The organism is Paludisphaera borealis (assembly GCF_001956985.1).
Lineage (GTDB): Bacteria > Planctomycetota > Planctomycetia > Isosphaerales > Isosphaeraceae > Paludisphaera > Paludisphaera borealis.
In genome coordinates, this window is record NZ_CP019082.1 from 3,228,050 (window position 1) to 3,252,747 (window position 24,698).

General features: G+C 68.3%; 14 protein-coding genes. 8 read left to right on the forward strand and 6 right to left on the reverse strand.

Annotated elements, in window-relative coordinates; translation table 11 throughout:
* Positions 1–155 precede the first annotated feature (155 nt).
* From BSF38_RS12500 to BSF38_RS12515, 4 genes are all read left to right on the forward strand, one after another.
* A complete protein-coding gene (locus BSF38_RS12500) occupies positions 156–4,079 on the forward strand; it encodes a serine/threonine protein kinase (RefSeq protein WP_076346046.1) in 3,924 nt (1,307 codons plus the stop codon).
* 130 nt (positions 4,080–4,209) lie between these two features.
* Positions 4,210–5,172 (forward strand): tetratricopeptide repeat protein, encoded by a 963-nt coding sequence (locus BSF38_RS12505; RefSeq protein ID WP_076346048.1) that lies wholly within the window; start codon positions 4,210–4,212, stop codon positions 5,170–5,172.
* A 64-nt stretch (positions 5,173–5,236) separates the two neighbouring features.
* On the forward strand, positions 5,237–6,169 hold the full coding sequence (locus tag BSF38_RS12510; protein WP_076346050.1) for a nitrilase-related carbon-nitrogen hydrolase: 933 nt from the start codon (positions 5,237–5,239) through the stop codon (positions 6,167–6,169).
* A 123-nt stretch (positions 6,170–6,292) separates the two neighbouring features.
* Entirely contained in the window at positions 6,293–10,105 is a 3,813-nt protein-coding gene (locus BSF38_RS12515) for a CRTAC1 family protein (protein ID WP_076346052.1), read from the forward strand.
* Positions 10,106–10,266: 161 nt separating this feature from the next.
* On the opposite strand, the gene BSF38_RS12520 is transcribed toward BSF38_RS12515, so the two are convergent.
* From BSF38_RS12520 to BSF38_RS12535, 4 genes are all read right to left on the reverse strand, one after another.
* The gene (locus BSF38_RS12520) at positions 10,267–12,654 is read right to left on the reverse strand and encodes an O-antigen ligase family protein (RefSeq protein WP_076346054.1); all 2,388 of its coding nucleotides are present in this window, start codon (positions 12,652–12,654) and stop codon (positions 10,267–10,269) included.
* Complete coding sequence (locus BSF38_RS12525; protein ID WP_083712902.1) at positions 12,596–13,765, reverse strand: MraY family glycosyltransferase; 1,170 nt, start codon at positions 13,763–13,765, stop codon at positions 12,596–12,598. The genes BSF38_RS12520 and BSF38_RS12525 overlap by 59 nt, the downstream gene beginning before the upstream one ends.
* A 64-nt stretch (positions 13,766–13,829) precedes the next feature.
* Entirely contained in the window at positions 13,830–14,108 is a 279-nt protein-coding gene (locus BSF38_RS12530) for a hypothetical protein (protein WP_076346056.1), read from the reverse strand.
* Positions 14,105–15,874: a proline--tRNA ligase gene (locus BSF38_RS12535; protein ID WP_076346058.1), complete on the reverse strand. Its 1,770-nt coding sequence runs from the start codon at positions 15,872–15,874 to the stop codon at positions 14,105–14,107. The genes BSF38_RS12530 and BSF38_RS12535 overlap by 4 nt, the downstream gene beginning before the upstream one ends.
* A gap of 486 nt (positions 15,875–16,360) precedes the next feature.
* Between BSF38_RS12535 and BSF38_RS12540 the strand changes: the two genes are divergently transcribed.
* The 4 genes from BSF38_RS12540 (at position 16,361) to BSF38_RS12555 (ending at position 22,437) form a co-directional block, all read left to right on the forward strand.
* Positions 16,361–17,500 carry a hypothetical protein gene (locus BSF38_RS12540; RefSeq protein ID WP_145952097.1) on the forward strand — a complete coding sequence of 380 codons (1,140 nt, stop codon included), beginning with the start codon at positions 16,361–16,363 and terminating at the stop codon, positions 17,498–17,500.
* Between the two features lie 146 nt (positions 17,501–17,646).
* Positions 17,647–18,645 (forward strand): 3'-5' exoribonuclease YhaM family protein, encoded by a 999-nt coding sequence (locus BSF38_RS12545; protein ID WP_076346062.1) that lies wholly within the window; start codon positions 17,647–17,649, stop codon positions 18,643–18,645.
* Positions 18,646–18,879: 234 nt separating this feature from the next.
* The gene (gene rnr, locus BSF38_RS12550; RefSeq protein ID WP_076346064.1) at positions 18,880–21,183 is read left to right on the forward strand and encodes a ribonuclease R; all 2,304 of its coding nucleotides are present in this window, start codon (positions 18,880–18,882) and stop codon (positions 21,181–21,183) included.
* 207 nt (positions 21,184–21,390) lie between these two features.
* The gene (locus BSF38_RS12555; protein ID WP_145952098.1) at positions 21,391–22,437 is read left to right on the forward strand and encodes a HEAT repeat domain-containing protein; all 1,047 of its coding nucleotides are present in this window, start codon (positions 21,391–21,393) and stop codon (positions 22,435–22,437) included.
* 32 nt (positions 22,438–22,469) lie between these two features.
* Here BSF38_RS12555 and BSF38_RS12560 read toward each other — a convergent pair whose 3' ends face one another.
* Together BSF38_RS12560 and BSF38_RS12565 are read right to left on the reverse strand one after the other, a co-directional pair.
* Positions 22,470–23,438 (reverse strand): DUF1559 domain-containing protein, encoded by a 969-nt coding sequence (locus tag BSF38_RS12560; RefSeq protein WP_076346068.1) that lies wholly within the window; start codon positions 23,436–23,438, stop codon positions 22,470–22,472.
* A gap of 38 nt (positions 23,439–23,476) precedes the next feature.
* On the reverse strand, positions 23,477–24,532 hold the full coding sequence (locus BSF38_RS12565; protein WP_083712903.1) for a DUF1559 domain-containing protein: 1,056 nt from the start codon (positions 24,530–24,532) through the stop codon (positions 23,477–23,479).
* Positions 24,533–24,698 lie beyond the last annotated feature (166 nt).

Sequence of the window (24,698 nt, forward strand, 5' to 3'; positions counted from 1 at the left end):
ATCGTGGTCTTCGATCATCCTGGCGTCGGCATCGCCATAAGCCACGACTGCGTGACTGGAGTATTGCTTGCGGAACAAGCAAGGGTTTTCGTTCCAGTTCAGCGCGCGGTCGGTCGAGCGGATCGACCAGGAAGCGGAGAGAACGGGTTGTCGTGATGCCCGAGACTGAGCCGGTCAACACCGAGCCGTATCGCCTCCGGATAGGGAGCTACGGCGTCCTGCATCCCCTCGGCACGGGGGGCATGAGTTCAGTCTATCGGGCTGTGCACGTTGAGTCGGGGCATGAGGTGGCGCTCAAGGTGCTGCCGCCGTTTCTGGCCCGCAACCCGACGGTTCTCAAGCGGTTCATGGGCGAGGCCAAGAGCGCCGAGGCGCTCGAGCATCCCAACATCGTTTCGATCTACGACCGCGGCAGCGACCAGGGTCGGCACTACCTGGTGCTCGAGTACGTCAAGGGGGGCGACCTCCACGAGTACGTCCAGCGCGGGGGGCCGATGGTGCCCGTCGAGGCGATCGAGGCGGTCGTCCAGGTCGTCAAGGGGCTTGAGTACGCGGCCTCGCGCGGCCTGATCCACCGCGACGTCAAGCCGTCGAACCTGCTGCGAACGCCCGACGGCGAGATCAAAATCGCCGACCTCGGCCTGGCCCTTCGTTCCGAGGCCGAAGACGAACGGGTGACGCGCGAGGGGACGACCGTCGGCACGGTCGACTACATGGCCCCGGAGCAGGCGCGCGACAGCCGCGCGACGAGCTTCCAGAGCGACATCTACTCGCTGGGCTGCACGCTCTATTACTTGCTGACCGCGTTGCCGCCGTACCCCGGTGGCGACATCGCCGACAAGCTGACCCGGCACGCGCGAAACCCGGCGCCGGACGTCCGCGACCTCCGCCCCGACCTTCCCCCGACCCTCTCGGCCCTCGTCCAGCAGATGATGGCCAAGCGCCCCGAGGACCGCTTCGGCAGTTACCCGGATTTGCGTTCGGCTCTCGCCAAGGCCGCCCGCGAGGTCATCGGCGACGAGTCGAGCATCGCCCTGGTCCCGATCGAGGACGACCGCCACGAACCGACGCGGCCGGCGCGGGTGCCGCCCGCCGGCGGTCTCGGCGATTCCCACCGCCCGAACTCCTCGGTGCCCGAGATCTCGCTGGCCACGCTCGCGCCGGTCTTTTTCGAGGAGTCGCCGGCGACCGGCTTGCAAACCACCCACGGGCCCTCGCCGCTCGGCTCGGTGTTGCCTCGCCTCGGGGCCGAAGGGGCTCAGCCCCTGGCCGAGCCGCTCGAAGTCGGCGATCCGTTCGGCATTCGGGGGTCGTCGATCTCGGCGACCGCCTGGGTGGCCCGTTGCGTCGTCCTGGGCGTGCTGGCCGTCGTCGTGATCATCGGTCTGGACCTGCTGCTGCGGGGGCCCATCACGCCTCCCGCGCCTCGGAGTGGCGGCGACCAAGCGTTGGCGCCGGTGCTCGACCACGTCGAATTCACCGCCCCGCACGTCCCACGGCCGTCGCCGGCTCCGCACGTCGATCAGCGGCCGTCGACGATCGTCAAGGAATCGACCGAGCCCCCGGTCGTCGAGACCTGGGTCGAGCCACTCGACGAAGAGCCGATCAGGTTGACGCCGACCCGGTACACCCCCGAGGTGCATATCAGATACCTTCCCTCCTGGGGACGTACCCCGATTCCCGACCAGATCGACGGCCCGATCACGCTGGTCCGGAGGGTGCCGGAAACCCGAGAGCCCGGGACCGTCTCAAGCCTTCGACACGCCCTCGACGTCCCCAAGGGAACCGTCGAGATCTGCGACGCGGGCCCGTTCATTATCGACGACTTCCGCGTCCCCGGCGAAACCCGTTTGATCCGCGCCCGGCCAGGCTATCGGCCGGTCGTCCAGATCGACGGCCCGCAGCTCCCGGTGGTCCGCGATCTGCCGGGAGTCGTGACGCTCGACAACCGAAATCTGACGCTCGACTCGCTGGACCTGGTCGTCAACGTCCGCGAGCTGCCGGTGAACCAGCGGACGCTCTTCCACTGCGCCGGCGCTCAGTTGACGCTGAAGAATTGCACGATCACGATCGTCAACCCGTTCAAGACCCCGTTCACGTTCCTCCGCGCCGACGATCCGGGCGGGCGGACGTCACGGGTCCGGATCGAGAAGTGCTTGATCCGGGGCGACCTGGCGTCGCTGTTCGAACTGAGGAGGGGCCCGGTCGAGTTGATGGTCGATCGCTCGGTCCTGGCCAGCGAAGGGCCGATCGTCCGCATCCTCAGCGCGCCGACCCCGGCCGAGCACCGCCTCCACCTGCTGGGGAACGTCCTGGCATGTCGCGGTCCGTGCATCGATCTCGGAGGCGAGGGACGCTCCGATCCGCCTCCGAAGCGGCTGGTGGTTCGCGCGTTCGACACGACGTTCGGCCGGTTTCAGGGGGCCGGCACGTCGAGCCTCACGGCCACCGAAAATCCGTCGGCCAGTCTGGCGGAGCGGATCGACTGGCTGGGCGACAACAACCTGTTCCTGGGATGGCGAGGCTACTTCGCCGCCGGACCCGAGCATACGATCCTCACCCGCAACCTGCCGGCGTTCCGTTCCACGTGGAGCGCCATCGAGCAACACGGCCAGGAGATCTTCGTCGAATGGCCGCCGCCCGCGGCGATCGCCGACCTGACGACGGCCGACCTGGCGCCGTTCCTCCCCGGTCGCGAGGCGTCGCTGGAACAGGTGGCGCGGCCGCGCCCGTTCCTGCTAGCCAAGACGCTTCTGAACTTTCCCGCGCCACCGACGCCCGTCTTGAAACTCGGGTCGACCGCCCCGGCCGACGCGACCGCCAAGCCAGGCCAGCGCATCTCGCAGGAGGTCAGACTCGAGCCCGGGCAAACCGAACCGCCAAAGCCCAGGCCCGTGACAGCCACCCCGGAAGGCGGTCCGTCGGAGCTGGTCTTCGACGCCGACTCGGCCGATTGGAAGGGCGACCTTGGCGCGTTCCTCCGCGAGAAGGTCGTCGGCCCTGCCCGCCGGCTCCGCGTCCGGGTGCGGGGCGCGGGTCCCAAACGGTGCTCGCCCGTCCGCCTTCCCGACGGCACGATTCTGGAGATGCAGGTCGAGAGGCCGAAGGGGGCGGAAGACGACTGGCTGACTTGGATCCCCACGCCCAAGGCGACCGGCCGGGCGCTGATCGAGCTTCACGGCGGCGCCCTGACGCTGTCGCAGTTTCGGATTCAGGCCGAGGACGACTGCAAGCTCGAATCGCTGCTGCACGTCGACGACGGCTTCCTCGTACTCCAGCGCTGCGAGCTGACGGGCTCCCAGGCGGCCGCCCCCGGGCCGACGCGGCTGATCACCTACCGGGCGGCGTCGACCCGCCCCAGGCCCGTCGAGTCGGAGCTGTTCGCCACGCCCTGGGATCGACCGGTCTGCCTGGTCTCGGAGTGCATCCTGATCACCGGGGGCGCCGGGATTCACGCGGAGATCGGCCTCGGATTCGTGGGGCTGTCGAACTGCGTCGTCGCCGCCCGGGGCGACGTCGTCAGCCTGGCGCCGGCCCTGGTGGCGCGCGATCGGTTCAACGCGGATCTGAGATTCGACCATTGCACGATCGCGGCCGGCGCGGCGGTCGTCCGGGTGGCGGCCTGGCCGGGCGGAGCCCCGGGTCCCGATCGTCCCTGGCTGATCTCAAGCGCCTACACCGCCTACCTCGACTTGCTCACCCGCGAAAGCGTCTTGCTCCGCGCCGACGTCGAGGCGATCGCCCAGGGGCAGGTGTTCTGCCAGCAGACCAACGACGCCGTGGAGGTCTTCGGTTTCGCCGAGGCCGGCCAGGCGCCGGTCCCCAACCGCACCCGCGACATCGTGCCCCAGTGGATCAACCTCTGGGGAAGCAACCACATCCAGGCCGTGACCGGCCCGCGCGTGGGAGCGGCGCCCGCGAGCGTCCGGTTCCTCGAACGCCCACGGCCGGGGCGGCTCGAACCGGCCGACCTGGTCCTCGACCCGAACCACCATCCGGGCCGGACCAGCCTCGACGTCGGCGCCCCCCCGGCGCTGCTGGGCAGCCGCCCGCGCTCGCCGATCGTCCGCAGGCGATGAAGCGAGCACGCGCTTCGGCCTGACGTTCCACGATTCGGTTCGGAGTCGCCATTTACCTTGGCGCGACGACTCGCGATAATTCCAGCGACGGAAGTTCCACGGTCGTGCCTGGAGGGAGCTTCGGAACGCCATGTCGAAACGACTTCTCCACGCGACGGCTCTGACGCTGGTCCTGGCCGCGGCCTTCCCGGCCCGAGCCCAGACTCACCGCTCGAGATCCGCGCCGTCAGGATCGGCGCCGGCTCAGGCCGGATCGGATCAAACCGACGGCGGGGACGGCTCGTCCGATGCGAAGGTCCCCGGCTCCGTCTCGTCGGGGTGGGCTCGCTATCGTGGTCCCTTCTACATCGCCACCGCGACGCCTTCTGGAATCGTCTACACGTTCTTCCCGCCGCCGTTCGGCATGCCGGTCGTGGTTGGTGCCGGCAACGTCAGCGGCCCCTTGGCCGCGCCCCCGAGGTTTGATCGGGGGACCGTCGCGCCGCTTCCGCCTCCCGGCCTGATACGGCCGGCCCAGCCCGAGCGCCCGGTGGTCCAGGTCCGGCGGAGCGATATCAACCGCTCGTCCCAGCTCGTGACGCTGGGCGACCGGATGTTCCGGATCGCGAACTGGAAGCGGGCCGAGGAACGCTACCTTCAAGCGGCGCGTCTTGATCCCCGCGCGGCGGCCCCTCGGGCCCGGCTCTCCCAGATCGCACTCGTCCGCGAGCAGTACCGCGAGGCGGCCGATCGGCTTCGCGAGGCCGAGATCGCTCAGCCGGGCTGGATCGTCACCGCGCCCGACGTGCAGGCGCTCTACGCCGAGCCGGCCGACTTCGCGCGGTACGTCGCCAAGCTCGAATCGCACCTCCACGCACACCCCGACGACCGAGACGCCTGGCTCGTGCTCGGCGCGCAGTGGTATCTCTCGGGCCGGGCGGGGAGGGCGGCCGACGTCTTCCTCCGGCTCGACGATCCGCACCGCCGGCCCGACTTGATCCTCGCCGCCTTCCTCGACGCCACCAACCATCAGAAACAATCGCAGCCCGCCAGACCGACCCCGATCCCGCCCGAACCCGGCGACCCGTTCAAGGCGCCGGATCGCGAGCCCTGACCCGCGTCCGATCCGGAACGCCGGATCGCGACCGCAACCGCAACCGACCATTGAGTGACACCCTGTGATCGAACGCTATTACGCCGCCGTCTGCCAGACTGACTTACCCTGTCCTCGGAGCCGCGACGAGATCGCCAGCCGGGTCGGATTCCTGCTCGGGATGATCGACCGCGCGGTGGTCGGTTACGAGCCGTTCTTCGACGTCCGGCTCGTCGTCTTCCCCGAGTTCGCCCATGCCGCGCCGGTGTACGAGACCGTGGACGAGCTGCGCGAAAAGCTGGCGGTGCCGATCCCCAACGAGCACACCGACCGCTACGCCGCCAAGGCGAAAGAGCGGGGGATCTACATCCAGACGGGAACGTTTTTGGAGGTCGACAGCAAGTGGCCGGGGGCGGTTTTCAACACGACCTGCCTGATCGGCCCCGACGGCCTTCTGAGCCGATACCGCAAGGTGAATCCCTGGCTGCCGTGGGAAGTTCACGCCAGCCCCCACGACCTTCCCGGCTACGACGAGCCGTTGTTCCCGGTGGTCGAGACCGAGATCGGCCGCCTGGGCGCGGCGATCTGCTACGACTGGCTGTTTCCAGAAGCCATTCGCGCGCTGGCGCTGGCGGGGGCCGAAATCTTGATCCGGGTGTCGGCGTATATGGACCCCTGGGGCGCGACGCCGCCGCTCGACTGGTGGACGCTGTTCAACCGGGCGCGCGCGGTGGAGAACATGGCGTACGTGGTGGCCGCCAACCAGGGGGCGAGGGCCGAGAACTACCCGCCGTTCTCGTGGCCCGGCGGCAGCATGATCGTCGACTACGACGGCCGCATTCTCTCGCAGGCCGATCCCGGACCGTTCGAGAAGATCGTGGTCGGCCCGATCGATCTCGCCGCCCTCCGCGCCGAACGCCAGCGCCGGCGCGGGCATCATCTGCTTTCGCACCTCCGCGCCGAAGCCTATACTGACCTCTACGCCCGGCCCATCCATCGCCCCGCGACGCGGTCCTGACGATCCGCGACCCGGTGGTTTCCACGCGCCGACGACTCGATCGAGACGTCCTCCGGCGTGGGCGACAGCCCTGCCGGGTGGTTCGTTCGCCTGATCGTTTCTTGTTCCGCGAGGAGTTCTCTCATGCCGCTAGACACCTCCCAGCATCGTCGCTGGGTACGGTTCGTCGCCCTGATCGTGATGCTGTTCGCCGCATCGGCCTGCCAGAGCGGCGACGAACCCACGGAGATTCCCAAGTCGCCGCCGCCGGGCCAGAGCCTTCCGAAGGTCGCCGAAGCCCCCGCGGCGGTCGAACCGCTCAAGGACGAGATCCCGCCCGCGGAGCTCGACGCCGTGTCGACGGCCCATTTCCGGGGCCTGGGCCTGATGGAGCAGTACGAGTACCGCAAGGCGGCCGAGGCGTTTCGCGACGTCCGCCGCCGCGCGCCCGGTTGGATCGCCGGGTCGATCAACCTGGCGATCGCCCTCCTGAACGACAGCGGCGCGCAAGCCTCCGAAGCCAAGAAGTCCGGCGACGGCGCCGCGGTCCAGAGTCACTTCGACGAAGCCCTGAATCTACTTCAGGGCGTTCTCGATCGCGACCCCGACAACCGCCACGCGCACTTCTGCCGGGGGATCATCCTCGAACAGCAGGGCGCGCTCGACCGGGCCCACACGCACTTCCGTCGCGTGACCGAACTGGACCCCAACGACGCCGCGGCTTGGTACTGGACCGCGAGCACCCTGACCGACCCGGCCGACCCGACCCAGCCCGCCGGCCCCGCGCAAGCCAAGGAGCAAGTCGAGCTGCTGACCAAGGCCCTCGCGTGCGATCCCTACCTGACGCCGGCCATCTACAAGCTCTCGTTCGCCTACCGGCTGGCCGGCGAGCCCGCCAAGCAGAAGGAGCTGCTCGACCGCTGGCGCGAGATCAATCCGGACCGCCAGCAGCCCGTCCCCGGCCCCGGCAATTCGGCCGAGAAGGTCTACGGCGAGATGGGCCGATACGCCCTCGGGATGAACCCGTTCGGGCCGGCTGAAGCGGCCAAGTTCGCGAGAGCCGCGCCGCCGAAGTTCGACCGCCCCGAGCCGTTCCACGTGAAACTGGCCGACGGCGACCGCTGGGCCGGACGCGGCGACTTCCAGGGCAAGCACGCCGTGATCGACCGGGTCCGAGCCCGGTTCGGGGCAGGGGTCGCCACGTTCGACGCCGACGGCGACGGCAAGACCGACGTCTATCTGACTTCCGCCGTGATCGGGCCCAAGGGCCCGCACGACGTCCTGCTCCTGAACAAAGGCGACGGTGCGTTTGAGGACGCCTCGGCCGCGTTCGGCCTTTCCCCCGATCAAGCCAGCCTGGGCGCGGCCGCCGCCGACTTCGACGCCGACCGCCGCATCGACCTGTTCCTGACCGGCGTCGGCGGCAACCGGTTGCTTCGCAACAAGGACGGCAAAGCCTTCGAAGACCTGACCGCCTCGCTCAAGAACCCCGGCCCCCCCGCGCTTTCGCTCGCCGCCCGCTGGCTCGATCTCGACCAGGACGGAGACCTCGACCTCTACGTCGTCAACTACACCGCCGCCGAGCACGCCGACAAAGCCTTCATCGCCGGCCAGCCCGCGCCGCCGGGCCTGGCGAATTCGGTCTACCGCAACGACGGCCAGCCGGCGGCCATCCCCGGCAGTCCCGCGCCCGCCTGGGCGCCCCTGGCCGTCGCCTGGGAGAACGTCAAGGCGAACCAGGGCCTCTCGGTCAACCTCGTCCCCTGGACGGGCATGGAGCCGCTCCTGGGAGGCGTGACGGCCCACACCGGAGTCGCCGCCTGCGACGTCGACGGCGACCGCGACATCGACCTGATCCTGACCGCCGACTCCGCCCCCAGCGTCGCCGTCCTCAACGACCGGCTGGGCGCGTTCCACGAAGTCGCGCTCAAGGACGCGCTGCCGATCGAGAACGCCTCGGGCCTGCTGACGGCCGATTTCGACGCCGACGGCCGACCCGACCTCGCCGCGCCTTCCGCGAACGGTCGGCTCCAGGTCTGGCGGAACACGACCGAGCGATCGACCGCGGCCGACACCCAAATCACCTTCGAGAAGTTCGCCGCGAACGCCGAGAACTGGCGATCGGCCGTCGCCTTCGACATGGACCTCGACGGCCACGTCGACCTCCTGGGCCTTTCGCTCGACGCGCCGAAGTGGTCCCGCAACGAGCGGAGCCGGCTGGCCGCCGAGCCCCTGCCGATCGGAATCGAGACGCCGGCCCTCGACGGCCTGGCGCTGGTCGACCTGGCGGGCGACGCGCTCCCCGACCTGCTCGTCCTCAGCCCCGGCGCGCCGCCGACGTTGGCCCGCGCCCTGGGCAACGGCAACCACTGGCTGGGGCTCCGGCTGGGCGGCCACTGGCGGGTCAAGCCCGAGCTGATGCGGACGAACTCGCACGCCGTCGGCGCGCGGGTGCTCGTGCAAGGGCAGGGGATTCAAGTGGCTTATGATCACACGACGCCCGACTCGGGCCTCGGCCAGTCGATCGGCCCGGTGGTCCTCGGCCTGGGAAGTCGACAGGCGGCCGAGCTGGTCCACGTCCGCTGGCCCGACGGCGTCATGCAGTGCGAACTGAACGTCCCCTGCGATCAAAGCATGGTCTTATCAGAGAACAACCGCAAGACCGGGAGCTGCCCGGTCCTTTTCACGTGGAACGGCGAGCGGTTCGTCTGCCTCGGCGACTTCCTGGGAGGCGGCGGCATGGGCTACCTCGTCGCCCCCGGCGTCTACGGCCAGCCCGACCGCGACGAGTCGGTGGCGATCGCCGCCGACCAGCTTCGCGCGGAGCAGGGGGCCTTCCGGATCTCGATCACCGAACCGATGGACGAAGTCGCCTATCTCGATAAATTGACGCTCGACGTCGTCGACCGCCCCCCCGGCGCTTCGGTCGCGCTCGACGAGCGGTTCGCCCCGACCGGCCCCCGGCCGACCGGCGGCTTGCTCGCCTGGCGACGGGCCGTCGAGCCCGCCAAGGCGACCGACCTGGCCGGCCGCGACATGGCCGAAGCGCTCAAGCATTGGGACCGCCGCACGGTCGACGGCTTCGCTCTGCGCAACGGCTGGATCGGCTACGCCGAGGAGCATGGGATCGTCCTCGATTTCGGCGACCGACTGAGCGGCTTCGGCCCCGACAACCGCCTCGTCCTCTGCCTCGCGGGGTGGGTCGAGTATCCGTACTCGCAGACCAACTACGCCGCGGCGACGGCCGGTGTTTCGCTCAAGCCTCCGGTGATCGAGCGCCGGCGCGACGACGGGACGTGGCAAGTGATCGAGCCGCACGCCGGCTACCCCGCCGGGCTCCCTCGAATGACGACGCTCGACCTCACCGGCAAGCTCGGCGGCGGGCGCTGCGTCCTGCGGATTCGGACGAACATGGAGTGCTATTACGACCAGGCTTTCGTCGCCGTCCGCGACGCCGACGCCGAGAGAGCGCTCAAGGTCACGAGCCTCCCCGTGGCCCGCGCCGTGCTCGGTCATCGCGGCTACACGCGCGAGATTTCGCCCGACGGCCGCTTGCCGCTGGTCTACGATTACGACTACATCGACCCCGCTCCGCTGGCCCGGATGTCGGGCCGGCTCACCCGCTACGGCGACGTCGCCAAGCTGCTGCAATCCGACGACGACCAGCACTGCGTCGTCGGCCCCGGCGACGAGGCGCGGATCGAGTTCGCCGCCCTCGACCTCCCGGCCCTGCCCGACGGCTGGACCCGAAGCTACGTTTTGCGAAGTATCGGTTATTGCAAGGACGCCGATCCGTTCACCGCCGGAAGCGACACGGTCGAACCGTTGCCCTGGCGCGGGATGCCCGACTTCCCGTTCGCCGACCCCAAGACCGAACGTCCCCGCGATCCCGCTTATGAGCGTTATCTACGCGAGTACCAAACCCGCCCCGCCGGCGGGCCTGAAGCGAAGCTGTAATTGAGCGACCCCGACACGGATTCCGAGCCTCCGAATACGATCCCGAAGCGCCAGCGAGTGCATTCCCAGTCCGCGTGCTGAATCAGCAAACGCAAAACCATGCACTCGCTGGCGCTTCGGGCTCGTCGCAGACCTGGTGTCCGCGATGAATTCAGGCCGCGCTACGGAGTCGCCGGAAGGCCGCCTTGCTTGGCTTTCTCGGCCCACTCGGACTTCTTCTCCTGAAGCTGCTTGCGAACGGCGGCGGGCAGCCTCTTGTCGGGGTGGGGAGCGAGGAGGACGTCGAGCCGGAGCGCCTCGTCGGCCTCCTTCACGGCGTCCTTGAACATCGACACCTCGGCGCTGGCTTCGGCGAGCCGCGCACGGAGCATCGCGTTGGTGGGGTAAAGCCGCGAGGCCGTGCGCGTGGCTTCGACGATCTTCGCTTGCATCTGAATCGTCTCGCGAGGCGACAGCGTCGACGCGACCCTGTTGAGCAGCATGCGGGTCATGCCGGCGCGTTCGCTGTGCAGCGTCCAGGAGTCGGGGCTGCGCGGGGGTTCGACGGCCTTCGTCATCTGGATGAGGATCGTCTTCCAACGCAGGTCTTCGGGCTTCGCCCCGCGCGACTGCCACGCAAGGAATTGCAGGTAGGCGTGACCGACCCAGGCGCGGGCGTTGTAGTGGTCGAGTTGCTCGGCGCGCACGTAGGCGTTCTCGGCCTTCTCGAAATCCGGCGGCCGGTGCGCGATGAACTCTTCGGCCTTGGCGATCTCCGCCTCCGACTGCCAGAACGGGACCGTGTACCCCACGAACGTGCCCGCGACCGCCGCTCCCACCACGCCGAGCGCGAAGGCCGGCAGCCGGCTTTCGACCGTCCGGAGCCTGCCGCTCAGGGCGTTCTCGCGCTGGTTCAGGCCGAGGGCGATGAGGCTCCAGAGGCCCAGCGCGACGGTCGGAATCCCGATCCCGCCCGCCGCCAGAAGGTTGATGACGATGGCCGCCGCCGCCGCGCCGAAGACGAACGAAGGCATCGGCGAACGTCGCCAGAGCGGCGCGAGCAAGAGGGCGGCGAGCAGCCAGGCGAAGCCGAGGATTAGCCAGCGGGGGAGGAGGTCGTCCTGGAACAGGTTCATCCGCCCCAGCAAGATCACCATGACCCAGCCCATGCCGGCCGCGAACACCAGCCAGGTCGACCGCCCCGGCAAGTCGTCGGGCGACGCTGGCTCGGGCTCGGCGGTCGCGTCCGCGACGGGTTTCAGCAAGAACCAGAGCGCCGAGCCGAGGGCCGTCAAAAGCGCGATCAAGGCCCAGACGCCGGCCGTCGCCCAGACTTCGAAGAACAGGTTGTGCGGGTCCTGGATCTCCTCGCTCGACTGCGGCAGCTTGTGGAGCAAGTAGTGCGAACCGAAGTTGCCGGGTCCGACGCCGGCCCAGAACGTGTACGTCCCTAACGCCCTCGCGAACGACGGCGCCCCCTCTGAGATCACGCCCCACGCGCCTCGCCAGTATTCCAGGCGATAACGCATCGACATGCTCGACTGCGTAAGCACCTGCGGATCGAGTCGCTTGGTCGCGAGCCCCGCCGCCGTCAGGCCGACGACGACGACCGCCCCGGCGACGAGTAGGCCGACGAACTCACGCCTCGGCAGCAGCCGACGCGACCGCCAAGCGAGGATCGCCGAGGCGACGAGCAAGCCCAGCCAGGCGCTCCGGCTCTTGGTGAGGGTCAGGCAAACGAGGATCAGCAGGGTAGGGGGCGCGGCCATGACCAGCGATCCCCACCGCGACCCTCGATCGCCGGAGCGAGCCAGGTTCTGGAGGGCCAGACCCAACACCAGCACGAGTGGCCCGACCAGAAAGCCGGCAAGCGAATTGGGGAGGCCGAACGTCGAGTAGACTTCGTTCGAGCCGATCAGCCGACTCTCGAACGCCTGCTGGGCGGGCGTGCCCGGCTCGATCTTCATTTCCGCGAGGATGCGCGCGGGATCGCGGCGGTAGGCGTTCTGAAGCTCGGGCAGCTCGACCGCGCCCTGGAAGAGGCCGTACGCGGCGACGGCCGCGGCGGTCGCCGCGAAGGCCAGGGCCAGCGCGCTCGACTCCCCGCGCGTTCGCGGCAGGATGCGGAGGAGCAGATAGACGATCCCGAGCGCGACCCATTCCCACGCCAGGTTGATCGCGATCCGCCAGTCGACGCCGCGCCGCGAGCTGATGGCCACGAGGGCGGTCAGGACGATCACGGCGGCGTCGGTCGGCGCCCATCGGAAGGCGAACTTGCCGGTGACGAGCGAGGGGAGCAGGGCCATCCCGCCGACGAGGAAGACCGCGACGACCCAGACGAGGCCCGCCCCCGCGCCCTCCTTCAGGTTGGGCTCGCTGGGCCAGAAGGCCCGCGCAACGACCAGGGCCGCGAGCAAGCCGAGGGCGAGCCGTCGCGTCCGCTCGGCCAGTCGGAGGGCGGCCTCTTCCTTGTCGTCGTGATCGTGGTCGTTCCACGAATTCGCCGGTCCCTCAGTCCGACTGCCGCCCCGTCTCTCGTTCGAGAGCTTCGGCGGTCTCGCGCCGCGCATGGCCAAGAGTCTGCTCCGATCTGTTCCCTGAGAGTTCGAGGATCGCGACGATCCCCAAGAGGCAGCCGGTCTGCGCCAGCACGAGGCCCGCGCCCCAGGCGTCGAGCCGGTGGAGCAAGAGGGCTCCGAGGCCGCAGGCCAAGGTCACCAGATCAATCGTCCAGACCGCCTGCGGCGGCGTCAAGCCGCGCGCCACCAGGCGATGCGAGAAATGCCGTCGGTCTCCCTGGAACGGACTCCGCCCCTCGCTGAGCCGGATCAAGATCACCGAGGTCATGTCGTAGAGCGGCACGGCCATCACCAGCAGCGGGGCCAGCACGCTGAACGGCGAGGCGACCCCCTCGTGGAAGAAGCTCCCCGCCACCGTCAGCGAGCCGAGCAGGAAGCCCAGAAAATTGCTGCCGGCGTCGCCCATGAACAGCCGGGCGGGCGCGTGGTTGTGGACCAGAAAGCCCGCCAATGCGCCGACCACGATCAACAACACCGCCGGCGCGAACAGGCTTCCCACCGCCGCCTGCGCCGCGCCGAAGATCAACGCCGCGATCAGGCCGACGCTCGCGGCCAGGCCGTCCATGTTGTCGAGCATGTTGAAGGCGTTGGTGAGCGCCACGATCCAGAGCACCGTGACCGCCCCGCCCAGCAGGGGATGGGTGAACGGGCCGAACAGCGTGATCCGCACGCCCGCCGCCGCGACCACCGCCGCCGCGCAGCCGACCTGGATCGCCAGCCTCGGCTTCCAATGAAGATTCTTGCGATCGTCGATGAAGCCCATCACCATCATGACGGTGCTCAAGCCGACGATCCACGCCAGCTCCCCCGCGCGCTGGCGGAGGCCCCCCGCGTGCCTGGCGATCGCCTCGGGGAGCCGGTCGGGGCCGAACAGGACCAGCAGGCCGCAGGCCGAAAGGACGATCATGATCGCCAACCAGATGGCGACGCCCCCTCCCAGGGGGGTCGGGACGCGGTGTCCCTTGTGCCCCCCCGGCCGGTCGAGCAAGCCCCACCGGGGCGCCATCCGGCGGAGCGCCGCGCAGAAGACGACGCTCAAGAAGAACGACGACGCGATCAGCGCCAGGCCGAACCGGAGCAACACGCTTTGATCGGTGGACATCGTGGTCCTTGATGCGTCTCAGAGTGGCGAATCGAAGAGTCAGGGAATTCTATGAAGGCGCGAGCTAACGATCATGCTTGGGCTCGTCGCCGGCGGCCGTGGTCGGGGCCGGCCGAACGTGCCACCAACCGATGGTCACGCAGGCCGTGAAGCAGGCCGCGAAGAGGACCAGGACCAGACCGACGCCGACCCATTCGACGGGGCGATCGGGGGGCCAGCCCGACTGCGGGCCCCCCCAGAGAATGACCGCGATCAGGAACGGACCGCCGAACGAGATCAGCGTCATCAGGCCCAGCAAGACGAGGGGCAAGCGGGACGGCGGCGCGGCGGCGGGACGGCTCATGACGACTTGGCCCCGGCGCGCTGCTCCCGGCGGACCTGGCAATCGGCGGCCAGGCGGTCGCGCGCCGCTTTCAACTCGGCCAGAGCCGCGTCGCCGGCGGTTTCGAGCGGGACGTTCTTGGATTCCGACTCGTGCCGCCACTTCATCTCGATCGTGCCGTCCTTGAGCCCGCGCTCGCCGACGACGATCCGCAACGGGATGCCGATCAGGTCGATGTCCTTGAACTTGAAGCCCGGGCGCTGGTCGCGGTCGTCGAGGATGACGTCGACGCCCGCCTCGGTCAGCCGCCGCTCGATCTCTTCGGCGGCGTCCATGACGGCCTTGTTGTTGACCTGAAGCGGCACGACGGCCGCCTGGTACGGCGCCAGGTTCAGCGGCCAGACGATCCCGTTGGCGTCGTGGCAGGCTTCGACGGCCGCGGCGACGATCCGGTTCACGCCGATGCCGTAGCATCCCATGATGAGCGGGATCTCGGTCCCCTTCTCGTCCTGGTAGTTCGCCCCCATCGCCTTCGAGTACTTGGTTCCGAGCTTGAAGACGTGGCCGATTTCGAGGCCCGCCTTGACGACCATCGCCGCGCCGCAGCGGGGACAGGGGTCCCCCTCGTCGGCGTTGCGGAGGTCGAGCGCGCGGTCGATCGGGAAGTCGCGGCCGGGAACCACGCCGGTCAGGTGGACGTCGACCTCGTTGCCGCCGACGACGATCGTCTCCATCGCCGTCACGGCGCGGTCGACGATCATCGGGATCTTGATCGCGATCGGGCCGAGGAAGCCCATCGGCGCGCCGGTGGCTTTCTGGATCGAGTCGGGATCGGCCGGGGCCAGGACGGCCGCGCCGAACGCGCGACGCACCTTGGCCTCGTTGGCTTCATGGTCGCCGCGGAGCAAGACGGCCACGGGCTTGCCGTCGGCGAGGAAGACGAGCAGCTTGCCCGACGTCGCCTCGTCGACCTTCAGGAAGGCGCAGACGTCGCGGATCGTCCGCTTGCCGGGCGTGGGCTTCGCCTCGTAGGGCGGCGAGTCGGCCCGTTGCGGGGCGGCGGCGGATTCACCGACCTCGGCCTTCTCCTGGTTCGCCGCGTAGTTGCACGACGGACACTGGATGACCTTGTCCTCGCCGGTGGAGCAGGGGACCATGAACTCGTGCGAGGCGTCGCCGCCGATCGGGCCGCTCTCGGCGTCGACGACGACGTACGGCAGGCCGCAGCGGTCGAAGGTCCGGCAGTAAGCCTCGTACATGGCGTCGTAGCTCCTACCGAGCTGGTCGACGTCGGCGTCGAAGCTGTACGCGTCCTTCATGAGGAACTCGCGGGTCCGGAGGATGCCGAACCGGGGCCGGGGCTCGTCGCGGAACTTGGTCTGGATCTGGTAGAGCGTGATCGGCAGTTGCTTGTACGACCTTACGAGGTCGCGGACCAGGTCGGTGATCACTTCCTCATGCGTCGGCCCGAGGGCCATGTGGTGGCCGCCGCTGATGGTGAGCTTCATCAGCAGGTCGCCGAAGGTCTCGAACCGGCCCGACTCCTTCCAGAGCTCGACCGGCTGAAGCGCGGGCATCAACAGTTCGACGGCGCCGGCGGCGTCCATCTCCTGACGGACGATCGCCTCGGCCTTGTGGAGCACCCGCAGCCCGAGGGGCAGGTACGTGTAGGCGCCGGCGCCGAGCTGGCGGATCATGCCCGCCCGCAGCAAGAGAATGTGGCTGGGGGCCACGGCGTCGGCCGGTGTTTCCTTGAGCGTCGGGATCAGGGCGCTAGACCACCGCACAGGGTCGTTCCTCCGGAAAGATCGCATCAACCTGGGACATTCGATTTTGGCAGAGGCAGTCTACCAGATCGACGCGTCCGGGGAGAGATCGGTTCGCTTGTTGGAACTCGTTGCCGGTCCGTCGGCTGGGGCGAAGGGGAGGGGCCTTCCGATCCGCCGGGCCGAGGCTCGCGATCGACCTCCACGGCTCAATCCACACAGGTCTTGCAACCCGGTCGTTTGCGCCTCGCGGCACGTCGTTCACAACAGGAAATCGGGGTTTCGAGAGGGGTGGAATCGCTCGAAACGGCCGGTCGGCGAAGACGACACTAAGATCAAAGGTTCGCCGGTCCCGCGGTCGCGTGCCGCGGTGTGGGACGTTGCGATCCAGTCGTTCCCTTATTTTCCGTGGTTCGCGACGGTTCAACCGAGATATGGCCGCGGGATCGCAACGGCTTTCCGATTCGTCGGAAAAAGCCGCGATTCCGGGCCGCAGGGAGGTGTTCGGTGTTGCCAAGGGATTATCTCCGCGCGCGTCACGATCGTCGAGCCCGCCGCCGGACCGATCTGACCGCCCTGGAAGCCCTCGAAGAGCGGCAGTTGATGGCGTACAGCTCGCTCGGATTCTCGTTGTCCGATTTGCAGATCTCGGGGCAGTCGGCCCCGACCGCCAACTGGGGCGGCACGGTGACGCTCAAGATCACCGTCCAGAACACCGGCGCGAGCACGATCGTCGAGCCGCTCTCGCTGGTGCCGAGCCAGCAGATCCAGAACGGTCCCGACGGCTTGCCGGTCCCTCCTTATGAACTCCCCAGCTCGTCCGACGCGATCGGCACCCAGATCGGCGTCTACCTCGTGCCCAACGGCCGGTCGCTGAGCAGGGGGGTGAAGGTCGCCAGCATCGCCGCCCCGGCGCTGCTCCAGAACAGCCTCGATCAGTTCGAGACCGACGTCACGCTTCCTTCGCGTCCCCAGGGCTTCCCCGCCGACGGCCGCTTCACCATCCGGCTCGTGGCCAACGAGAACCGGACGGCGCTGGAATCGAACTACCGCAACAACGTGAGCCCGCCGATCTCGGTACGCATCTTCAATACGCCGGCCACGGCGGCCCTCCGGGCGATCACGCTCGACCTCCCCGCGGGCCTTCAGCCGGGCGACACCGTCGCGCCTTACATCCAGATCGCCAACGTCGGCACGGCGGCCATCCCGGCCGACACCCCTGTTGAAGTCGCCCTGGTCGCCTCGACGACGCCCGACTTCAACCTCGGCAGCTCGATCATCTCGGTCTACACCGTGCGGGGCGGAATCCTCGGCACCAACTCCACGCCGCTGCCGACCCTCGGCCACCACTTCAGGCGGTCCATCGCCGCGAACCTCAAGGGCAACATCACGACGCCGAGCAACGTCGTCACGATCCGGGGCGGAAACGCCACCCTGCCGGCGAGTCCCGACAAATACTACGTCGGCGTCGTGATCGACCCGTACAACAAGCTCAACCTGACGAACCAGCCGACCGACCGCCTCGAACTGTCTCAGCTCGTCCAGGGCGGCAGTCTCAGCGGCCTGGGTTCCAGCGGCGTCGTCAGCACGGCGAACACCGGACTGTTCCCGAACCCTCCCGACGGCGTGCCGATCGGCATCGTCTGATCGACCTCCCACGGGTCGACCGCGGCGGCCAGCCAATCGCCTCCCTTGACCCCACGGAGCAGGGGCTCCTAGAATCAACGCCGTGGCGGGTTTTCCCGCCACGGCTTTTTTTATTACGTTCCACGCCTACCGAGTCGATCCATCGCATGAGTCGCCGCTACGTAAACCAGTTGTCGCATGGGGACTCCGTCGACGAGGCCTTTCTGGTCGCCGACAAGCAGCTCCGGGCCAACCGCCAGGGCAATCTTTACCTCCAGATCGAGCTGCGCGACAAGACCGGCAGCGTCGGCGCGCGGCTCTGGAACGCGACCGAAGACCTGGCGCGGTCGTTCGAGCCGGGCGACTTCCTCCGCGTCCGGGGCAAGACCCAGATCTTCCAGGGCTCGCTCCAGGTCATCCTCACGCATATCGACGTCCTAGACGCCGGCCGCGTCGAGCCCGAGGACTTCCTCCCCCAAAGCTCGCAGAACGTCTCCAAGCTCTTCGCCCGGCTCCGCGAGCTGCTGCTGGCGATGAGCAACCCCCATCTCCGCGCCCTGGTCGAGTGCTTCCTGATCGACGACGAATTCGTCGCCAAGTTCACCTCGGCCCCGGCCGGCATCAAGAACCACCACGCCTACCAGGGGGGGCTGCTCGAACACGTCGTCACCCTGCTGAACGTCGCCGACCGGATTCTCGACCTCTACCCCGAGATCGACCGCGACCTGCTGCTGACCGGGATCTTCCTCCACGACGTCGGCAAGATCGACGAACTCTCGTACGACCGCGCCTTCGCCTACACCGACGAGGGCCAGCTCGTCGGCCACCTGGTCATGGGCGTCGAGCTGCTCCGCGAGAAGGTTCTCCGGACCGTCGAGCTGACCGGCGAGTCGTTCCCGCCCGAGCTGTTGCTGCGGCTCAAGCACATGATCGTCAGCCACCACGGCGCGTACGAGTACGGCAGTCCCAAGCTGCCGATGACGCTCGAAGCCGTCGCCTTGCACTACCTCGACAACCTCGACGCCAAGATCCACACCTTCGGCCGCGAGATCCGCGACGACCCCAGCCGCGACTCCTCCTGGACCCCGTTCCAGCAGAGCCTCGGCCGACGTCTCTTCAAGGGAACCCCCGGCCAGGCCGCCGACGGCGACACTTCCGACTTCTGATCGGCGATGGATTATCGCATCGGCCACCGTTGTTTCATTCATGACGCCGTCGACGGCGTCATGAACATGGGGCTCCGGATCGTCCCGCAGGCGGCCGGGCGTCCCGACGGCGTCGTGATGGTGTGAATTCCGAAGATGCCCATGTGCGACGCGCGACAATAGGCAGGCCGTCGGGGGTTTCGGTAGCATGGAACCGGAAACCTGCCTCGCCTCCCCTTCGAGGACCCTCGACTCATGTCCAGCTTCGCTGATCGCGTGCTCAAACTGGTGGCCGAACCGTCGTACAAGCCTCGGACGATCAAGGCGCTCTCGCGGTGGTTCAAGATCGATCCCGACGACTACGCCGCGTTCCGGGCCGAGGTCAAGGGCCTCGTGAAGGAAGGCAAGCTGGATGTGGCCCGCGATAAGACGTTGACCCGGGTCGACACGGCCGGCACGATCATCGGCCTGTTCCGGCGGTCGTCGAAGGGGTTCGGCTTCGTCCGCCCGCACGGCGTCAACGCCAAGGCCGACCAGATCTACATCGCGCCTGAGTCGGCCGGCGACGCCTCCAGCGGCGACGAGGTGGCGGTCAAGATCCTCAAGAAGGCGCGCCGCGACGGGATGAACGACGAGGGCAAGATCGTCCAGATCGTCGCGCGGGCCACCAGCGGCTTCGTGGGGACCTACTACGAGGAAGGCGAGTCGAGCTACGTCAAGGTCGACGGCACCACGTTCCACGGCCCGATCTACGTCGGCGACCCCGGGGCCAAGGGGGCGAAGCCCGGCGACAAGGTCGCGATCGAGATCGTCCGCTACCCGACCCCGTACCAGGAAGGGGAGGGGGTCGTCTCCGAGATCCTCGGCGTGCGCGGAGCGCCCGGAGTCGACACCCTTACGGTGATCCGGGCGTTCAACATCCCCGACGTCTTCGATGACTCGGTGCTCGACGAGGCCCGCCAGCAGGCCAAGCATTTCCACGAGGACGACGTCGCCGGCCGGCTCGACCATCGCGGCGTCTTGACCGTGACCATCGACCCGGCCACGGCCCGCGACTTCGACGACGCCATCTCGCTCGAACGCGACGAGAAGGGGTTCTGGACCCTGGGCGTCCACATCGCCGACGTCTCGCACTTCGTCGAACCGAATTCGGAACTCGACCACGTCGCGCGGAAGCGAGGCACCAGCGTCTACCTGCCCGACCGCGTCGTCCCGATGCTGCCGGAGATCATCTCCAACAGCCTCGCCAGCCTTCAGGCCGGTCATACGCGGTACACCGTGAGCGCGTTCCTGGAGTTCAACGACGACGGCGTGCTGACCTCGAAACGGTTCGCCCGGTCGGCGATCCGGGTCGACCACCGGTTCGCCTATGAGCAAGCGTTCGAGGTGATGAAGAACCCCGAGGGCGAACACGAAGGGGTCGCGCCCGAGGTCGTGAACATGGTCGTGAACATGCTGTCGCTGGCGATGACGCTGCGCCGCCGCCGGTTCACGCGAGGGGCGCTCGAGCTGAGCCTGCCCGAAGTCGAGATCAAGCTCGACGACCAGGGGAAGGTCGCCGGCGCCCACCTGGCAAGCCACGACGAAAGCCACCAGGTGATCGAGGAGTTCATGCTGGCGGCCAACGAGGCCGTGGCGTCTTACCTGAGCGAGCAGCACGTCGGCTTCCTCCGTCGCGTGCATCCCGATCCCGAGGAGCACAAGCTCGCCGAATTCGCCGAGTTCGTCCGCAGCCTGGGCATCCCGCTCGACCTCCCGCAGAGCCGGTTCGAGCTGCAAAAGGTGCTCGACGAGACCAAGGGGAAGCCCGAGGAATACGCGGTCCACTACGGCCTGTTGCGCAGCCTCAAGCAGGCCGTCTACTCGCCCGAGCCCGAAACCCACTACGCTCTGGCCAGCGACGACTACTGCCACTTCACGTCTCCGATCCGCCGCTATCCCGACCTGCAGGTCCATCGCCAACTGACCACGCTGCTGGCGGGCAAGAAGCCGCGCAGCAACATGGACGAGCTGGCGGTCCTGGCCGAGAGTTGCAACCGAACCGAGCGGCGGGCCGAGGCGGCCGAGCGCGAGCTGGTGCGTGTGAAGATGCTCATGTATATGGAATCGAAGATCGGCGAATCGTTCCACGCGATCGTGGTCGGCGTCGAGGATTTCGGCCTGTTCTGCCGACTCGTCGAGCTGCCTGTCGAGGGCCTGATCCACGTCACCAGCCTGGCCGACGACTTCTACTACCTCGAAGCCGGCACGCACACACTCGTCGGCCGACGCTCAGGAGTCCGGCATCGGCTGGGCGATCGCATCGAGATCCGCGTCGCGCACGTCGACGTCGACCGCCGCCAACTCGATCTGGTGCTCGCCACCACGCCCCTGAGCAAGACGCGCACGCCGGCCCGCAAGCACTACTACGAGTCGACCCCCGCCTCGCGATCGCCAAAGCCGCCCCGTGCCGAGGCCGAGGCGAACGCCTCGCCGCGCCCCCGCCGGCCCGGCGTCAACAACAAGAAGAAAGCCAAGCCCAAGGGAACCAAGAAGCCCAAGCGGCGGAGACCCTCGTAGACCCGCATCCCTAGCGACCTTACGCACCGAGCTTCCACACCCCTCATCCGGCGAATCTGTTCATTTGAACAGGATCGCCGACTGAATTGATCTTCACAAAATCGGGCCCCCGACGACAATTCACGCGAGTGGAAGCCCGGGGAAAGCCGAAGGAAGATCCGAATCGGGCGACGCCGAAAACGGGTTCCGCTCGCGGGGAGGTGTATCTTGAGTCGATGGCGATATGTCGCGGTGGGAGCGTGCGTCGCTTCCTGCTGGATCGGGAGCGGCTCGGGATCGTCGGCCCTCGCGCAAAGCGAGAGCCGCGAACGTGACGTGAAGGTGACCGGCCCGCGCGGCCGGTCGATCGAGCGTCGCGTGGAAGTGGAACGGGGGCCGGGCTACTCCGACCGCCAGGTCCAGATCCAGCGTCCCGGCGGAACCTATTCGCGCGAGGTTCGCGTGGCGGGGGGGCGGCCCGGACCTCCGCCGATGTACCGGCCGGGTCCGGGGTATCGCCCTGGCTATGGGTTCGGTCATCGCCCCCCGGTCATCATCGAGCGTAACGTGTTCGGCGGCGCCGGGACGTTCGCGCTCGGCATGCTCGGCGGCGCGGCGTTGACGGCGCCGTTGTGGGCGCCGCCGCTCGTGTCGCCGCCGGTGGTGGTCGCGCCAGGTCCGGCCGTGATCGTCCAGCAGTCCGCGGTGATCTCGGCCCCGGCCCCGTCCGTCGATCCGCTCGACGGCGTCGCGCTGGCGGCGCAGCGGCTCCAGAGCCACTATCCCGGAAGCCGCCGCGAGGCCGCACAGACGCTCGGCCGGCTGGGCGACCCCCGGGGCATTCCGCCACTGGTCGACGTGCTCAAGAACGACTGGTTCAAGGACGTCCGGATCGCCGCCGCCCAGGCGCTCGGCGAGATCGGCGGCCCCGAGGCCGAAGCCGTGCTCGAACGTGCCGTCGTCTACGAGAAGAAGCAAGACGTCCGCGACGCAGCGGCCGCCGCTCTGCACATGGCTCGGGAGCGACAGGTCACCGTCCACCCCGCGGCCCCGGCGTCCGCCGGGACGATCATCGAGTCGACCGTCGAAGAATCGCCGCGCCCCGCGACGCGCCGGCCGGTCCCGCCGCCCCCCGCGCCCGGCGTCCACCGGCCTCTCCAGTGGAAGGCCAAGACCGACGCCGCCCCGGCCCTCGACGAGCCGGCCCTTGAAGCCCCCGCTAATCGAGTCCCACCACCGCCGCCGTCGCCGGTCTCGTCCAATCCGGGATCTTGATCGGCTGAGACGAAACCGGCTGATCGACTCGCTCAGTAGGCGTCGGACGAGATCACCTCGCCGCCGGCGCGGGTCGCGAGCGCTTGCCACGGGGTGGGATTGATCGAGTTCTTGATGAACCGGACCGAGCCGTCGCCGAACGCGAAATTGACGCCTCCCGGGTGTCGGCTCCAGTAGTCCTCGACGTGCGCCTCGGGGTGGTTGGGCGTCCTCGGGCCGTTTTCCATGCCGACGGGCCCGAGGATCATCGTGAACGACTCCTCGGGATCGACCGCGAACTGGTCGGCGCCCCCCTCGAACGACGAGGTCTTGAACAGCCAGCCGCCGATCGCGCGGCCGGTCCAGGTGACGTAGCTGAGGTTGTGGCTCCGTTCGCCCACGGCGATCGTATTGCTGGTGCCGTCGGTGATCGCCGCGAAGCCGATGCGGCTGTTGCGGAAGAACATCCCGTCGCCGCGTCCCGGTGCCGCGCCGATCTCGCCCCGGCCGTACATGCCGACGTAATTGCCGCTGCCCACCGTGTACACCGTCTCGGTGTTCGCCTCGTTGCGGACCGGCACGGTTTCGAGCGTCACGTCGGACGGGCAGAGGTAGCTGCCGACCCGCAGCAACTGGGCGGTGTAGTTGGCGGGGAAGGTCATCGTCAGGTTGAAGTTGATCGCGTCGTACAACGGCCGCTGCTCGATATGCGGCAGGATCAGGCTTGCCCATCCCCAGCCCTGGCCGATGTCGTCCTCGGCGGTCCCGGCGTCGCCGCCGTCCTTCTTGTAATAGCTGGTGTAGCCGGGGGGGAAGACGTTGTGCGAATCGCTGTAATTATGTAGCCCCAGGCCGATCTGCTTGAGGTTGTTGACGCATTGCGCCCGCCGCGCGGCTTCGCGGGCGGCTTGCACGGCCGGCAACAACAGCGCGATCAAGACCGCGATGATCGCGATCACCACCAGCAGCTCAATAAGAGTGAAGCCCGCCGTCGGCCTCGACGACGTGTTTTGATCTTTCATTCCTGTCTCCAATTAGGCCGAGATCGAATCGGGAGGGATTAATACGCGTCGGACGAGACGACCTCGCCGCTGGCGCGGGTCGCCAGGGCCCGCCAGGGCACCGGGTTGATGCTGTCTTTGAGAAAGTGGACCGAGCCGTCGGCGAACAGGAAGTTGACGCCGCCGGGGTGCCGGCTCCAGTAGTCCTCGACGTGCGCCTCGGGGTCGTTGGGGGTGCGGCTGCCGTCTTCCAGGCCCGCCGGGCCGAGCACCTGGGTCCAGCATTCCTCGGGCGAGGGGTTGAATTTGTCGGTGCCCCCTTCCACCAGCGACGTCTTGCCGAGCCAGCCGTCGATCGACCGCGCGGTCCAGGTGACGTAGCTAAGGTTGTGGCTGCGCTCGCCCACGGCGATCGTGTTGCTCGTGCCGTCGATGATCGCGGCGACGCCGACCCGGCTGTTGCGGTAGAACAGGCCCGAGGCCTGGCCGTTGGACCCCTGGTTGGGCAGGTTGGTCGAGCCCGAATTGGCGCAGATCTCACCCACGCCGAACATGCCGACGTAGTTGCCCCGCGCCACGGTGTCGTCGATCGCAGCGCCGGAGTACGTGCCGGGGTTGGCCGGGTCGGGAGGGTCCTTGAACACCGGCACCAGGTCGGGCCCGCCGGCGTCCGACGGGCACAGGTAGCCCGAGACGACCGTCGTGCTGCACGTGTAGTTGGCCGCGTACGCGACCGAGAGGCCGAAATTGACCGCGTTGAAGACGTTCTGCTGCTCCATGTGCGGCAGGATCATGCTCCCCCACGCCCAGCCCGAGCCGCGATCAACCGAGATCTGGTTCTCGGCGTCCTGGTCGCAAGGGTCCGTGACGCCGGCCAGGACGCTGCTGACGTACCCGGGCGGAAAGACGTTCATGGCCTCGTGGTAGTTGTGCAGGGCGAGGCCGATCTGCTTCATGTTGTTGACGCACTGCACCCGCCGGGCGGCTTCGCGGGCCGCCTGCACCGCGGGCAACAACAGGGCGATCAGGACCGCGATGATCGCGATCACCACCAGCAGCTCGATCAGCGTGAAGCCCCGAGGCCTCGCATCGTTGCGTTTAATCTTCATATTCATCTTGATGAGTCCTGAAACTCGTACGCTCGCCGACGACGATCGTGGGGAAATGGGACGTTGCGAAGTCGATGCGGACCCTGGGCTCGGTCCGCGGTCTTCGAAGTCGAAAACGGCCTGGGGCGATCAGCGAGGGAGCCTCGCGAACGCAAGGGATCGACGGAGAGGA

Excerpts from the sequence above, each read along its gene's own strand:
- BSF38_RS12565 (WP_083712903.1), bottom strand. The coding sequence starts at position 24,532 with ATGAATATGAAGATTAAACGCAACGATGCGAGGCCTCGGGGCTTCACG.
- BSF38_RS12530 (WP_076346056.1), bottom strand. The coding sequence starts at position 14,108 with ATGAGCCGTCCCGCCGCCGCGCCGCCGTCCCGCTTGCCCCTCGTCTTG.
- BSF38_RS12545 (WP_076346062.1), top strand. The coding sequence starts at position 17,647 with ATGAGTCGCCGCTACGTAAACCAGTTGTCGCATGGGGACTCCGTCGAC.
- BSF38_RS12560 (WP_076346068.1), bottom strand. The coding sequence starts at position 23,438 with ATGAAAGATCAAAACACGTCGTCGAGGCCGACGGCGGGCTTCACTCTT.
- BSF38_RS12520 (WP_076346054.1), bottom strand. The coding sequence starts at position 12,654 with ATGCGCGGCGCGAGACCGCCGAAGCTCTCGAACGAGAGACGGGGCGGC.
- BSF38_RS12505 (WP_076346048.1), top strand. The coding sequence starts at position 4,210 with ATGTCGAAACGACTTCTCCACGCGACGGCTCTGACGCTGGTCCTGGCC.
- BSF38_RS12515 (WP_076346052.1), top strand. The coding sequence starts at position 6,293 with ATGCCGCTAGACACCTCCCAGCATCGTCGCTGGGTACGGTTCGTCGCC.
- BSF38_RS12500 (WP_076346046.1), top strand. The coding sequence starts at position 156 with ATGCCCGAGACTGAGCCGGTCAACACCGAGCCGTATCGCCTCCGGATA.
- rnr (WP_076346064.1), top strand. The coding sequence starts at position 18,880 with ATGTCCAGCTTCGCTGATCGCGTGCTCAAACTGGTGGCCGAACCGTCG.
- BSF38_RS12525 (WP_083712902.1), bottom strand. The coding sequence starts at position 13,765 with ATGTCCACCGATCAAAGCGTGTTGCTCCGGTTCGGCCTGGCGCTGATC.